Origin of the sequence: Limnomicrobium aquaticum (assembly GCF_040545545.1) — a bacterium.
Lineage (GTDB): Bacteria > Pseudomonadota > Alphaproteobacteria > Rhizobiales > Rhizobiaceae > Ensifer_A > Ensifer_A aquaticum.
Window position 1 is genome coordinate 847,369 of record NZ_JBEPMB010000001.1, and the last position, 13,752, is coordinate 861,120.

The 13,752-nt window shown below is 60.8% G+C and carries 13 protein-coding genes and 1 riboswitch; of the genes, 8 read left to right on the forward strand and 5 right to left on the reverse strand.

Annotated features, from left to right (window positions below; translation table 11 throughout):
* Positions 1 to 10: 10 nt before the first annotated feature.
* From sufD to ABID16_RS04230, 6 genes are all read left to right on the forward strand, one after another.
* Positions 11 to 1,285, forward strand: coding sequence for a Fe-S cluster assembly protein SufD (gene sufD / locus ABID16_RS04205; RefSeq protein ID WP_354555094.1), 1,275 nt, complete (start codon positions 11 to 13; stop codon positions 1,283 to 1,285).
* A gap of 1 nt (position 1,286) precedes the next feature.
* The gene (locus ABID16_RS04210; protein ID WP_354555095.1) at positions 1,287 to 2,516 is read left to right on the forward strand and encodes a cysteine desulfurase; all 1,230 of its coding nucleotides are present in this window, start codon (positions 1,287 to 1,289) and stop codon (positions 2,514 to 2,516) included.
* 13 nt (positions 2,517 to 2,529) lie between these two features.
* On the forward strand, positions 2,530 to 2,937 hold the full coding sequence (locus tag ABID16_RS04215) for an SUF system Fe-S cluster assembly protein (protein ID WP_354555096.1): 408 nt from the start codon (positions 2,530 to 2,532) through the stop codon (positions 2,935 to 2,937).
* Positions 2,938 to 3,034: 97 nt separating this feature from the next.
* Positions 3,035 to 3,415, forward strand: a complete 381-nt coding sequence (sufA, locus tag ABID16_RS04220) for a Fe-S cluster assembly scaffold SufA (RefSeq protein ID WP_354555097.1) — start codon at positions 3,035 to 3,037, stop codon at positions 3,413 to 3,415.
* Positions 3,416 to 3,595: 180 nt separating this feature from the next.
* Positions 3,596 to 5,407 (forward strand): sensor histidine kinase, encoded by a 1,812-nt coding sequence (locus tag ABID16_RS04225; protein WP_354555098.1) that lies wholly within the window; start codon positions 3,596 to 3,598, stop codon positions 5,405 to 5,407.
* Positions 5,408 to 5,416: 9 nt separating this feature from the next.
* A complete protein-coding gene (locus tag ABID16_RS04230; protein WP_354555100.1) occupies positions 5,417 to 5,824 on the forward strand; it encodes a response regulator in 408 nt (135 codons plus the stop codon).
* A 24-nt stretch (positions 5,825 to 5,848) separates the two neighbouring features.
* On the opposite strand, the gene ABID16_RS04235 is transcribed toward ABID16_RS04230, so the two are convergent.
* The 5 genes from ABID16_RS04235 to ABID16_RS04255 form a co-directional block, all read right to left on the reverse strand.
* A complete protein-coding gene (locus ABID16_RS04235) occupies positions 5,849 to 6,337 on the reverse strand; it encodes a cupin domain-containing protein (protein WP_354555101.1) in 489 nt (162 codons plus the stop codon).
* Between the two features lie 120 nt (positions 6,338 to 6,457).
* Positions 6,458 to 9,322, reverse strand: coding sequence for an aminomethyl-transferring glycine dehydrogenase (gcvP, locus tag ABID16_RS04240; protein ID WP_354555102.1), 2,865 nt, complete (start codon positions 9,320 to 9,322; stop codon positions 6,458 to 6,460).
* Between the two features lie 227 nt (positions 9,323 to 9,549).
* Positions 9,550 to 9,912, reverse strand: coding sequence for a glycine cleavage system protein GcvH (gene gcvH / locus ABID16_RS04245; RefSeq protein ID WP_354555103.1), 363 nt, complete (start codon positions 9,910 to 9,912; stop codon positions 9,550 to 9,552).
* Positions 9,913 to 9,950: 38 nt separating this feature from the next.
* Entirely contained in the window at positions 9,951 to 11,090 is a 1,140-nt protein-coding gene (gcvT, locus tag ABID16_RS04250; protein WP_354555104.1) for a glycine cleavage system aminomethyltransferase GcvT, read from the reverse strand.
* Positions 11,091 to 11,241: 151 nt separating this feature from the next.
* A riboswitch (glycine riboswitch) is annotated at positions 11,242 to 11,336 on the reverse strand.
* Between the two features lie 156 nt (positions 11,337 to 11,492).
* A complete protein-coding gene (locus ABID16_RS04255; RefSeq protein WP_354555105.1) occupies positions 11,493 to 11,774 on the reverse strand; it encodes a hypothetical protein in 282 nt (93 codons plus the stop codon).
* A gap of 226 nt (positions 11,775 to 12,000) precedes the next feature.
* On the opposite strand from ABID16_RS04255, the gene ABID16_RS04260 reads away from it, so the two are divergent.
* Positions 12,001 to 12,885: a VOC family protein gene (locus tag ABID16_RS04260; RefSeq protein ID WP_354555106.1), complete on the forward strand. Its 885-nt coding sequence runs from the start codon at positions 12,001 to 12,003 to the stop codon at positions 12,883 to 12,885.
* Positions 12,882 to 13,730 (forward strand): 3-deoxy-8-phosphooctulonate synthase, encoded by an 849-nt coding sequence (gene kdsA, locus ABID16_RS04265; RefSeq protein WP_354555107.1) that lies wholly within the window; start codon positions 12,882 to 12,884, stop codon positions 13,728 to 13,730. Before ABID16_RS04260 ends, kdsA begins: the two co-directional genes overlap by 4 nt.
* Positions 13,731 to 13,752 lie beyond the last annotated feature (22 nt).

The window sequence follows — 13,752 nt, forward strand, 5'->3', positions numbered from 1 at the left end:
GGACAAGGCGATGAGTGCTCAACCCCAGATCAAGCTGACGGAAGCCGAGAACGCGCTTCTGCTTGCTTATACCGAACAGGTCGGCGACCTGCCGGGCAATGGCGATGTGCTGATTGCCCGCGACCGCCTGATCACCGATATCAAGACCAGGGGCCTGCCGACGCGCCGCGTCGAGGCCTGGCATTATACCGATATGCGCAACCTGCTGCGGCAGGTTCCTGCGAACAACGACGGCGACGTGGCGGCCATTGAGCCGCTGATCTCCGGCAGTGCGGTGTTCTCGCTGTCGAACGGCAAGGTTGAGCGCAAGGCGAAGGCCGAAGGCGTTTCCGTTCGTGGCATCGAGGCCATGCTGGAAGACGGCACTGGGGCGTTTCTGATGTCGCCGCGCGGTGACGATGATGCCATTGGCCGTATCAATGGCGGCTTCCTGCGCGACGGCTTGGAGATTGCGGTGGCCGATGGCGCGGCTCTGGCCGAGCCGATCGAATTGCAGGTTCTGCATTCGGGCGGTCAGTCGCATGCGCGCTTCGTCGTGACGGTGGGTGCCGGTGCGTCGGCGCGGTTGATCGAGCGGCAGCAGGGCAACGGCTCGTCGGCGGCGCTCGTTTCGAGCGTTTCGGACCTGACGCTGAAGGCCGGCGCAGATGTGAGCTGGGTGATCGTTCAGGAGCGGGGCGTTTCCGATACCCATCTCGGCCAGATCAATTTCCGGCTGGAAAAGGACGCCAAGCTTCGTCTCTTCATTGTGAACGCCGGCGGCAAGCTGGTGCGCCAGGAAGTGCATGGCGTGACGGTGGGCGAGGGTGCGGATTTCACCTTCCGGGTGATCAACCTGCTCGGTGGCGAAAGCCACACAGATGTCACCATGACGCTCGGCCATGACGTGCCGGAGACGACGTCCACGGAAATCGTCCGCAATGTCGTGTTCGACAAGGCGAGCGGCGTCTTCCAGGGCCAGATCCGGGTTGCCCCTGATGCGCAGAAAACCGACGCGCGCATGGCTTGCAACACGTTGCTGCTTTCCGAAGAGGCTGATTTCTCGACCAAGCCGGAGCTGGAAATCTTTGCCGACGACGTGCAATGCGCTCATGGCGCGACGGTCGCCGACATCGACCGCAACCATCTCTATTACCTGATGGCGCGCGGCATTCCGGAAAAGAAGGCACGCGCGCTTCTGGTGCAGGCCTTCGTGGCGGAAGTGGTCGAGGAACTCGACGACGAGCCGCTGGTCGAAGCGCTGGAGGCGGTGATCGAAGGCTGGCTCGAAAGGCATGGGAACTGAGATGGACGTGACCGCTTACGACGTCGAGGCCATTCGCCGGGACTTCCCGATCCTGTCGCGGGAAGTCTATGGCAAGCCGCTCGTCTATCTCGACAACGGCGCTTCGGCCCAGAAGCCGCAGGCCGTGATCGATGCGGTCTCGCACACCTATAGTCATGAATATGCCAACGTTCATCGCGGCCTGCATTTCCTGTCCAATGCCGCGACGGAAGCTTACGAGGCGTCGCGCGAAAAGGTGCGCCGCTTTCTGAACGCCGGTTCGGTGGACGAGATTGTCTTCACCAAGTCGTCGACCGAGGCGATCAACACAGTCGCTTACGGCTGGGGCATGCCGCATATCGGCGAGGGCGACGAGATCGTGCTCACCATCATGGAGCATCACTCCAATATCGTGCCGTGGCATTTCATCCGCGAGCGGCAGGGTGCGAAACTCGTCTGGGTTCCGGTCGATGACGACGGGGCCTTCCATATCGAGGATTTCGAGAAGTCGCTGACGGAAAAGACGAAGCTTGTCGCGATTACCCATATGTCGAATGCGCTCGGCACGATTGTTCCGGTCAAGGAAATCTGCCGCATTGCGCACGAGCGCGGCATTCCGGTTCTGGTCGATGGCTCGCAGGGTGCCGTGCATATGCCGGTAGACGTGCGCGATATCGATTGCGACTGGTATGTCATGACTGGCCACAAGCTTTACGGCCCGTCGGGCATCGGCGTGCTTTATGGTAAGATGGACCGGATGAAGGCCATGCGGCCCTTCATGGGCGGCGGCGAGATGATCGTCGATGTCAGCGAAGATGTCGTGACCTATAACGACCCGCCGCATCGTTTCGAGGCAGGAACGCCGCCCATCGTGCAGGCGATCGGGCTCGGTTATGCGCTGGACTATATGGAGAAGGTTGGCCGGGCGGCGATTGCTGCCCATGAGGCGGATCTGACGGCCTATGCGACGGAGCGTCTCCGGGCGGTGAATTCGCTGAAAGTCTTCGGCAATGCGCCGGGCAAGGGCGGCATTTTCTCCTTCGAGCTTGAAGGCATCCATGCCCATGACGTGTCGATGGTCATCGACCGGCAGGGTGTTGCGGTTCGGGCGGGCACGCATTGCGCCCAGCCGCTCTTGAAACGGTTCGGCGTCACGTCCACATGCAGGGCGTCGTTCGCCATGTACAACACGCGTGCCGAGGTCGACAAACTGGCCGAGGCGCTGGAACAGGCGCGCAAGTTCTTTGCCTGAAAGTGAGAGTGCCATGAGCGCAAATGAAGCAACCACCGCGAATGATGCCGTCACCGACGAGGCTCAGGCCGAGATTCGCGAAGGCATCATGCAATCCTCCATCCCGGCGGATGAACTCGCCCGCCTGTCGGACGACATCATTGCCGCGTTGAAGACGGTCTACGATCCGGAAATCCCCTCGGACATCTTTGAACTCGGGCTGATCTACAAGATCGATGTCGAGGATGACCGCATGGTCAAGATCGACATGACGCTGACGGCGCCGGGTTGCCCGGTTGCCGGAGAGATGCCAGGTTGGGTGGAGAATGCTGTGGGTGCGGTCGAGGGCGTGTCGGGCGTCGAGGTCAAGATGGTGTTCGAGCCGCCGTGGTCTCCTGCCCGCATGTCGGAAGAGGCGCAGGTGGCGCTTGGCTGGTACTGATGCCTTTTCGGTGGCTGCGTATTGAAGGCTTAACCGGGCAGGACTACATTCAGACCACGAAGCGCGGGCCTTGAACCCGTTGCGGAAGGAGAGACAAATGGCTTTTCAGGTCATGACATTGAGCGATGCTGCGGCCGACCGGGTCAAGGCAATCGTTGAAAACAGCGGTCCGGATGCGCAAGGCATTCGCGTGTCGATCCGCAAGGGCGGCTGCGCCGGCATGGAATATGCCGTCGATCTCGTCTCCGAGCCCAATGCCAAGGATGATTTCATCGAGCGCGATGGCGCGAAGGTCTGGGTCGATCCGGCTGCCATCCTCTATCTCCTCGGCACGCAGATGGACTTCGAGACGACCAAGCTGCGCTCCGGTTTCGTCTTTAACAACCCGAACCAGACATCGGCCTGCGGTTGCGGCGAATCGGTCGAGCTGAAGCCGGCGGACCTCGCCAAGCTTGCCGGTCTTGAGGCGCGCGTCTGATCATATGCAGATCGGCATATTCTTTGCCGATTGCCGGTTCCGCGCATTGACAATTGCAAGCCTTCAACGTTTCTTGCGGTTCGGTAAGCCCGCAAAGCCGGGGGCGCTCACAGCTTCTTCCAAACCACACGAGCCGTGTGTACGAAGCCGCCCGCGAACGGGATCGAAAGGCCTGAACGCGTGTTATCTCTCTCTGTCATTTCGCATGCTGTCGCCGCAGTCATTCCGGAGCCGGCTTTCATCGTGCTTCTCGATGGCAGATACATGACCGACAACAAGCAGTTCCGCGCCCGTTTCGGTCTTGCGGAAGGAGAGCTGAGCGGCAAGCGCATTTCAGATATCAGTGTGAGGGTGCTGGGCTTCAGCGCATTCACTCGTATGCGACTCTCGCTGCCGCCCATCGCGGAGGAGGTGAACGTCATCGTTCAGCCGTTTCTGGTGCGAAATGTGGCGGTCGGCTATTGCGTCCGCCTTGACGAGGCTGCCGGTAACGAACTGGCCCTTGAGGATATAGGCAGTTTTGTTCAGCGGGCCATCGATGGTCTCGCCTCTGGGGTTACGGTCTGGGACGCCGGCGATCGGCTTCTTGTCGCCAGTAGGCAGGTCGTGGAGCGCTACGCACGGTTCGGTATCGCTCTGCTGCCGGGCGTGGATCGCGTAGAGACGATCCGGGCAGCCTTGAAATCCGGCGTATTGGGTGACCGATATCGCGGCATGACCATCTCCGCGCAGGAGCTTTCGAGACAGCGCGGATTTAACCGGCCCTTCATTTCCGGGACCTCGACCATCGAACGGGTTTCCGCAGACGAGTGGATCAAGGTCACGTCCCATGTCTGCGATAGCGATCTCATCGTCAGCTTTTACGAGACAATCGAAGAGCCGCACGAAAACCAGATCAAGCCAGCGGAGACGGCGGAGTATCTTCTGACGCTGTTGCGGTATCTTCCCGATTTTGTCGTTCATATGGACATGAATGGAAAGCCGGAATTCATCAACGCCCCCTTCGCCGAGGCGCTTGGGCTCGATGGATGGGAGGCCGCGCAGGCTCTTTCCGAGGAATTTTTTGCCGATACATTCGGGACCTCGCTGCGGGATAGGGTTCAGGAGCTCACCGTGAATGGTCCGCCGATCTCTTTCGACCAGCGCCTGCGCAAGGCCGACAATACGTTCATGTGGCTGCGCTGGAGCGCGCACGGGCTGTTTCACGGCGACAAGCCCTTGGGGATCGTTGCGACCGGGCGCAATATCACGCTCGAATATTCGCAGCAGCAGGAGCTGAAGCACCAGAGCGACGAGCTTGCCAAGAAGAACAAGTCGCTGGAGCAGTTTGCCGCTGTCGTATCCCACGATCTCAAGGCGCCGCTTCGTCATATTTCGGTGTTTTCTGACATGATCGTGGAGGAGGCGGCCCAGGGCAATCTGGCCGATGTGCAGGTCTACGCACAACAGGTGCGCAACTCCGCGCAGCGTATGGACCGGGTGATTCGCAGGTTGCTCGAATATTCGCAGATCGCCTACAAGATAGCCGCTTTCAGCCGGGTCAATCTGGCCGATATCGCCATCCAGGCTATCCAGAACCTCGAAAGCCAGATCGACGAAGCAAAAGCCGAACTTTTGCTGTCAAAATTGCCTTCGATCAATGGCGACCCCGATTTGATGCGTCATCTGTTGCAAAACCTGATCGCTAACGCGGTCAAATATCGTCGCAAGGGGGTTGCGCCGCGGGTGCGGATCTATGCAACCGACAAGGGGGCCATGGTGAATCTTGTAGTCGAGGATAACGGCATCGGCGTCGATCCGAAATTTGCCGACCGCATATTCACGGCGTTCCAGCGCCTCCACAGCGATGACAAGACCTATGAAGGGTTTGGCGTCGGGCTCGCGCTCTGCAAGCAGATCGCGGAAAGCCATCGCGGCGTTATCGAACTCGACACGACCTACCGCGGCGGCGCCCGCTTCGTCGTTCGTCTGCCGCAGCATGTGAATCAATAGGAGCAGCCCTTGAGCCTGGAACCCATGCGTATTCTGGTGATTGAGGATGATCCGATCGACTTCTCGCTGGTCAAGAAGGGATTTGAAGGCGTCGATGCGCCTGTGGAACTATTCCACTGTCCCTCGGCCAACCGGGTGAAGGAAATGCTGGAGGCTAGAGCCTGCAAGATTGTGCTGCTCGATCTCAGCCTCGGTCGTGACACCGGCATGGATGTTCTGCGCATGATCCGCGCCGACGAGAGGTTTGCCGCGCTTCCCGTGATCGTGCTTTCCTCCTCGTCCAATCATCGCGACGTGTCAGAGGGCTATGCGGCGGGCGCAAATGCCTATGTCGAGAAGCCCCTGACGATGGAACTCTATAGGCGATTTGCGCGCGCCTTCTGCGCTTTCTGGGTCGATGTCGCCGTGATGACCTGAATGGCCAATCACCCGCCCATATCGCTATTTCGGTGGGACGATGGTGAACTTGTACTTGCCCGAAATGGCGATCATGGCTTCCACGTCCGCCATCGAGAGCGGTGGTGCCTGGACGTTGCGGATGCCCGGATGGCCGATCTCGGTGAACATGCCTTCCATGCCCGGCGGGTTGTACATGAAGAGCATCTTGGCATTGTTCTTGTCGACATTCTTGAAGCTGTGAACCATGCCGCGAGGAACGAAGACCGTCGTGCCGGGCAGAGCGTCGATGACCTCGTCACCCACGCTGAACGTCACCTTGCCCTCCAGAAGGATGAAGGTCTCATCCTCGGCATTGTGGTGGTGCGGCGGCGGCCCGGTCTCCGGAGGCACGATGGCCTCCAGCAAAGTGAAGGCCCCGCCCGTCTGGGCACCGCTCAATAGGATCGTGTAGGTATCGCCGACCAGAAAGACGGTCTCGCCGCCATCGGGACCGACACAAACGGGCTTCAGCCCGGACGTTTCAATCGACATAAGATTTCCCCCTGTTATGCCGAGGGAAAAATATCAAATTTCTAATGTTATGCCAGCTTGAATCTTGATGGAATGCAATTCAAGCGGGCACAACAGCAGTTTCGGAATTAATGGCAGAGCTTACTCCGCCGCTTCCTTATAGTCCTCCACCGGCGGGCAGATGCAGAAGAGGTTGCGGTCGCCATAGACATTGTCGATGCGGTTGACGGGCGGCCAGTACTTGTCGACGCGGAAGGCGCCGGGCGGGAAGCAGCCCTGTTCGCGGCTATAGGGACGATCCCATTCGCCGACGAGATCTTCCACCGTATGCGGTGCGTTCTTCAGCGGGTTGTTCAGCTTGTCCATCGTGCCGTCTTCGATGGCCTGCGCCTCGGCGCGGATGGCGAGCATCGCGTCGCAGAATCGGTCGATCTCGGCCTTGGTTTCCGATTCCGTCGGTTCCACCATCAGCGTGCCAGCGACCGGCCAGCTCATCGTCGGGGCATGGAAGCCGCAGTCGATCAGGCGCTTCGCGACGTCATCCACCGTGACGCCGGCGCTGGCGGCGAGCGGACGGGTGTCGAGGATGCATTCATGTGCGACGCGGCCCTTGGCCGACTTGTAGAGCACATCGTAAGCGCCCTTCAGGCGGGCGGCGATGTAGTTGGCGTTGAGGATCGCAACCTTGGTTGCCTGCGTCAGGCCTTCGCCGCCCATCATGAGGCAATAGCTCCAGGAGATCGGCAGGATAGAGCCGGAAGCGTAAGGTGCTGCCGAAACTGCACCGGCTTCGCCCGTGCGCGGATCGGTCGGCAGGAAGGGAATGAGATGGCTCTTCACACCGATCGGGCCCATGCCCGGACCGCCGCCGCCATGTGGGATGGCGAAGGTCTTGTGGAGGTTCAGGTGGCTGACGTCGGAGCCGATATCGCCGGGGCGTGACAGGCCGACCATGGCATTCATGTTCGCGCCGTCGAGATAGACCTGGCCGCCTTGCTTGTGGGTGATGTCGCAAATCTCGCGCACCGTCTCCTCGAACACGCCATGCGTGGACGGGTAGGTGATCATGGTGCAGGAGAGGTTTTCGGCGTGCTCTTCCGCCTTGGCACGGAAATCGGCAATGTCGATATCGCCGTTTTCGAGCACCGAAACCGGCACCACCGTCATGCCGGCCATCTGGGCCGAGGCCGGGTTGGTGCCATGCGCGGAGGTCGGGATGAGGCAGATATGGCGGTGCGCGCCGCCGGACGCTTTGTGATAGGCGCGGATCGTCAGAAGCCCCGCATATTCGCCCTGCGCGCCGGAATTCGGCTGCATGGAGAAGGCGTCGTATCCGGTGATCTGGCAGAGCTTGTCTTCAAGATCGGCGATCAGCGCGCGATAGCCTTCCGTCTGGTCATCGGGCGCGAAGGGATGGATTTCGGAGAATTCCGGCCAGGTGATCGGCAGCATTTCGGCTGTCGCATTGAGCTTCATCGTGCAGGAGCCGAGCGGGATCATGGCGCGGTCGAGCGCGAGGTCGCGGTCAGCAAGCCGGCGGATATAGCGTGTCATTTCGCTTTCGGCACGGTTCATATGGAAGATCGGATGCGTCAGATACTCGGTCTTGCGCATGTTCTTTTCCGGCAGACGCCATTCCGGGGTCTTCGCCTCATCGACGGTCATGTCGCCGCCAAAGGCGCGCCAGACGGCTTCCAGCGCCCAGGGGCGGGTGCGCTCGTCCAGCGTGATGCCGATCTTGGTGTCGCCGATGGCGCGCAGGTTGACGCCTTCGGCGACGGCCGCCTTCAGGATGACCTTCTGCAACCCGCCGACATCGACAGTGATCGTGTCGAAGAAGGTTTCCGGCTCGACCTTGAGGCCGAGCTTTTCGAGACCCTCTGCGAGGCGTACTGTCTTCTGGTGCACCGACTGGGCAATCGCCTTGAGGCCTTTCGGTCCATGGAAGACGGCATACATCGAGGCCATGACGGCGAGCAGAACCTGCGCGGTGCAGATGTTCGACGTCGCCTTTTCGCGGCGGATATGCTGTTCGCGGGTCTGCAGCGACAGCCGATAGGCGCGGTTGCCGCGCGCATCGACCGAGACGCCGACAATGCGGCCGGGCATGGAGCGCTTCAGCGCGTCCTTCGCCGCCATATAGGCCGCATGCGGGCCGCCGAAGCCCATGGGCACGCCGAAGCGCTGGGTCGAGCCGATGGCGATATCCGCGCCCATTTCGCCGGGCGATTTCAGCAGCGCCAGCGCCAGCGGATCGGCGGCGACGACGGCCAGCGCCTGCGCCTGATGCAATGCTTCGATCTGCGGCGTGAAGTCATGCACATGGCCGTGGGTGCCGGGATATTGGAAGATCGCGCCGAAGACTGCGCCAGGCATCAGATCCTTCAGCGGATCGCCGACCTTGATCGCCCAGCCGAAGGGTTCGGCGCGGGTCTTCAGGAGCGCAATGGTCTGCGGGTGGCAGTTCTGGTCGACGAAGAAGGTGAGCGCCTTGGACTTGGCCGAGCGCTGCGCCATCGCCATGGCCTCTGCAGCGGCCGTGGCTTCATCGAGCAGCGAGGCGTTGGAAATGTCGAGCCCGGTCAGGTCGCAGACCATGGTCTGGTAGTTGAGGAGCGCCTCGAGGCGGCCTTGGCTGATTTCCGGCTGGTATGGGGTATAGGCCGTGTACCAGGCGGGGTTTTCGAGAATGTTGCGCTGGATGACCGGCGGCGTGATCGTGCCGTGGTAGCCTTGCCCGATCAGCGAAGTGAGGCGCTTGTTGCGGTTGGCCGTCTCGCGCATCAGGTCGAGCGCTTCGCGTTCGGTGAGTGCTGCGCCCCAGGCGAGCGGCGCCTTGACGCGAATGGAGGCCGGAACCGTATCGTCGATCATCGCGTCGAGCGACGGATAGCCGATGACTTTCAGCATCGCGGCCATTTCGTCGGGCGAGGGGCCGATATGACGCCGGTTGGCGAAGTCATAGGGCTGGTAGTCCGTGAAGGTGAAATCGGCGTAACGGGTCATCGGGGTTGGTTCCGGTTCTTGGAATGGGTTGTCTTGTGCGAGGGGCCTATCTGGTCCCTCGTCTTTGCGCTTCGTTCGGCCCTTTCGGGCCGCCCCCTCATCTGCCTGCCGGCATCTTCTCCCCTATGGGGAGAAGCGTGCTGGAGCCGCAGCCTGTCGGATCTCCTCGCCCCTTGGGGAGAGGTCCGCCGAGCGGAGCGGAGGAGGGGTGAGGGGTGGCCTCTGGCTCAGGCGATCAGCGCCTCATAAGCCGCCTTGTCCAGCAGTGCTGCGGCATCGGCCGGGTTGGCGAGCTTCAGCTTGAAGAACCAGGCAGCACCTTCCGGGTCGGAGCCGACGAGCGACGGGTCGTTGACGATGGCCTGATTGACTTCGACGATCTCGCCGTCGAGCGGGCAGTAGACTTCCGAGGCTGCCTTGACGGACTCGACGGTTGCGGCGGCGGCACCCTTGGCGAAGGCTGCACCTTCCTCCGGCAATTCGACGAAGACGAGATCGCCGAGCTGTTCGGAGGCGTGGGTGGTGATGCCGACAGTCGCGACATCGCCTTCAACGAGTAGCCATTCGTGTTCTTCGGTGAATTTCAGCATGGATTTCCCCTTATGTGTTGATGTCTGGGAGTTTGAAATCAGCGTTTGTAGCCGGGTGTGATGAAAGGAAGGGCGCAGACGCTGACGGGCAGGTATTTGCCACGGACTTCTGCGTAGAGCGTTGTGCCGGGTGCGGCAAACTCGGAGCCGACATAGCCCATGGCGACCGGGCCCTCGACCGTCGGGCCGAAGCCGCCGGAGGTGACTTCGCCAACTTGTCTCGCGCCTGCCTCATCGGCAAAGAGCGCGGTATGGCCACGGACCGGGGCCTTGCCTTCGGGCTTCAGGCCGACACGGAGGCGGGTGACGCTCTCATCCAGACCTTTCAGAACGGCATCGGCACCCGGAAAACCGCCGGCGCGCGCGCCGCCTGTGCGACGGACCTTCTGGATGGCCCAGTTGAGGGCTGCTTCCGGAGGCGTCGTGGTCGTGTCGATGTCGTTGCCATAGAGGCAGAGGCCGGCTTCGAGACGAAGCGAGTCACGCGCGCCAAGACCGATCGGCATGACACTGTCGATGGAGAGCAACGCGCGGGCCAGTTCCTCGGCCTTCTCGTTCGGCACGGAGATTTCATAACCGTCTTCGCCGGAATAGCCGGAGCGGGAGACGATACAGTCGGCGCCGACGAGGGTCACGGACGCGACATCCATGAACTTCATGGCGGCGGTTTCAGGGGCGAGGCTGGCAAGCGCTGTTTCCGCCTTCGGGCCTTGAAGCGCGATCAGCGCGCGCTCGGGCAACGGCGTGACGGTGCAGTTGTTCCCGATATGCTTTTCCAGATGCGCGAAATCCGCGTCCTTGCAGGCGGCGTTGACGACGAAGAAGAAATGGTCGCCGCGATTGACGATCATCAAGTCGTCAAGAATGCCACCGGTCTCGTTGGTGAAGAGTGCATAACGCTGGCGGCCTGGGGTAAGGCCGAGCACATCGACGGGGACGAGCGTTTCGAGCGCCTTGGCCGCATCGGCATTGTCGCCGGATTTTGCCTTCACGATAACCTGACCCATGTGGGACACGTCGAACAGGCCGGCATTGGTACGCGTATGCAAATGCTCTTTCAGCACACCGGCGGGATATTGCACGGGCATGTCATAGCCGGCAAAGGGCACCATGCGGGCGCCAAGCTCCAGATGGAGCGCGTGAAGCGGGGTCTTTTTCAGATCTGTCTCGGCGCTCAAGAGCGGGTCTCCGGGCAAGGGCGTGATTACGCCGGCTCATTCGATTGGGCGCGGATGCGCCGGTTTCTCCTTGAGCCCCCTCTGTCCCTTTTGCCTGAGATTGTTATCCCTTCGGCATGCGGGTCTGACCCGCCATTCTCCAGAGTGCAGTTCCGATCCGTTGGTCCTTTGGCCTGAGAGTTTCCGGGGCGGTTGCTCCTTCGGCACCAGTCGTGATCAACGACTGGATTCTCCCAACGGGGTGGTCCAATTATTTGGTCGGCATGGCATTTGACAAGAGGGAAATGACGTTGTGACACAAAAAAATGTCGCAACAGAGATTCGCATAAACGCCAACGAGCGCGGCATCGCTGCCACGCTTGATCCAAAACGCCGAACGGGTACGTCCGGTTTTACTTGCCGTTACTTGCCGTGACCATTTGCCAGATACGCGGCTGTCGCGTGCTGAGGCGTCGACTGCGGCACCTTGTGGTGGCTCGCCGTCAGGAATGTCAGAGCCAGTGATGGCGGATGCACCAATTGCAGAAGCGATCGATCGGCGATGTCTCCATCGGCGATTGCCTTTGCATGCCAGTCTTCGATGGCTGCGACCATCGGATTGTATGTCGCGGTCCGAACCGCTGCCTTGTAGTTGTCACTAACAGCTGCAGCGGTAGGAGCCGACACGGTGATTACCTGTGCCATGTTCGATTGTCCTGTTGCTCAAGGACCCTCTGTTTCATTGACAGGTGCAGAATAGCGCAACTTCTATTATCTGCCGTAAAACAACTTGGTAAAAGTTTATAGAATCCTAAATTGGTTATATTCCCGTTGTTTACCTGTGTGGCGAAGGAAAACTAAGGTTCGACTGCGGTCTTGAATTCCGTGCGGGAACGTTGCACATCAGGCGCGACGAAGGAGAGGTTCAGCGATGTCCGGTTCGAGAGCAATCGATCATCTTGTCCTGGCAGTGACGGATCTCGCGACCGGGCGGGCGCGGCTGACCTCGCTGGGATTTACCGTCGCGCCGGATGCTCGCCATCCGTTCGGCACTGAAAATGCTTGTGTTTTCCTCAAGGACGGAACCTATCTGGAGCCGCTGGCAATTGGCTCTGGTGCAGATAGTCTCGCGACAGCACGCGCTGGCAATGTCTTTACTGCCCGCGATCGCGCATTTCGGTTCCGTCATGGACCTGAAGGGCTCGAGGCTGTGGTCTTCCAAACCACCGATGCGCAGGCCGATCATCATGCCTATGAGGAAGCCGGCTTTTCGGCCGGCCGGATGCTGGATTTTTCGCGACCCTTCCGCACGCCGGACGGCGCGGAAAGTGTTGCCTCGTTCCGGCTTGCCTTTGCCGCCGATCTCCGATCGCCGGATTTCTACGCATTCACCTGCCAGCGCATCAACACGCCGGCTGCGGATCGTTCGGCGCTGATGGCGCATGAGAATGGCGTGACCGGATTGGCCGGCGTGACCCTGTGTGAGCCGCATCCGCAGGATTTCGCAGATTTCCTGGGTGTTGTCTCGCGCGGCGGTCGGCCCGAGCCGATCGGAGACAGGTTGGAAATGCCGGCGGGTGGCGCGGGTCTCTCCGTGGTGACGCATTCCGAATTCGAATCACGGTTCGGCCGGAAATATTGCGGTCATGCCCGCGGCTTGAGAGGCCGTGCAGTTTCGTTTCATGTCGGCTCGCTTGCAGAGACGGCAACACTTTTGCGCCGCAATGGCGTGGTTCACGAGATGATCGGCAACAGGCTGGTCGTCCCCGAGGCGTCCGGGCAGGGCGTGCTCTATAGCTTTGAGGAACAGGCATGACTGACGTGAAGACCAGTGCGAGCGTGACGATCGGTTCGGGCGCGGGTGCCGTGACATTTTCCAACACGGGCCGTCTGTCGCTGATCGCCGGCCCCTGCCAGATGGAAAGCCGCGACCATGCCTTCGAGATGGCCGGTGCGCTGAAGGACATCTGCGCCAAGCTGAATATCGGCTTTGTCTACAAGTCATCCTTCGACAAGGCGAACCGCACGTCGCTTTCGGCCGGACGCGGGATCGGGCTTGAGAAGGCGATGGAGGTCTTTGCCGATCTGAAGAAGACCTTCGGTTTCCCGGTCATCACCGACATTCACACAGAGGAACAATGCGCCATCGTCGCCGAGACCGTCGATGTTCTGCAGATCCCGGCCTTCCTGTGCCGTCAGACCGATCTTCTGGTTGCTGCAGCCAAGACCGGCAAGGCAATCAACGTCAAGAAGGGCCAGTTTCTGGCACCCTGGGACATGAAGAACGTGCTCAACAAGCTGAACGCCAGCGGTAACCCGAATGTGCTGCTCTGCGAACGCGGCGCCTCCTTCGGCTACAATACGCTCGTATCCGACATGCGCTCGCTGCCGATCATGGCGGCAATGGGCGCGCCGGTGATCTTCGATGCCACGCATTCTGTTCAGCAACCGGGCGGGCAGGGTGGCTCGACGGGCGGACAGCGTGAGTTTGTCGAAACGCTGGCGCGCGCCGCTGTTGCGGTGGGCGTCGCGGGCGTCTTTATTGAGACGCATGAGGATCCCGATCATGCACCTTCCGACGGGCCAAACATGGTGCATCTGAAGGATATGCCGCGGCTTTTGGAAAAGTTGCTTGCCTTTGACGCCGTCGCCAAGGGCTGATCTGTTGCGCTGGCGCCGCGTT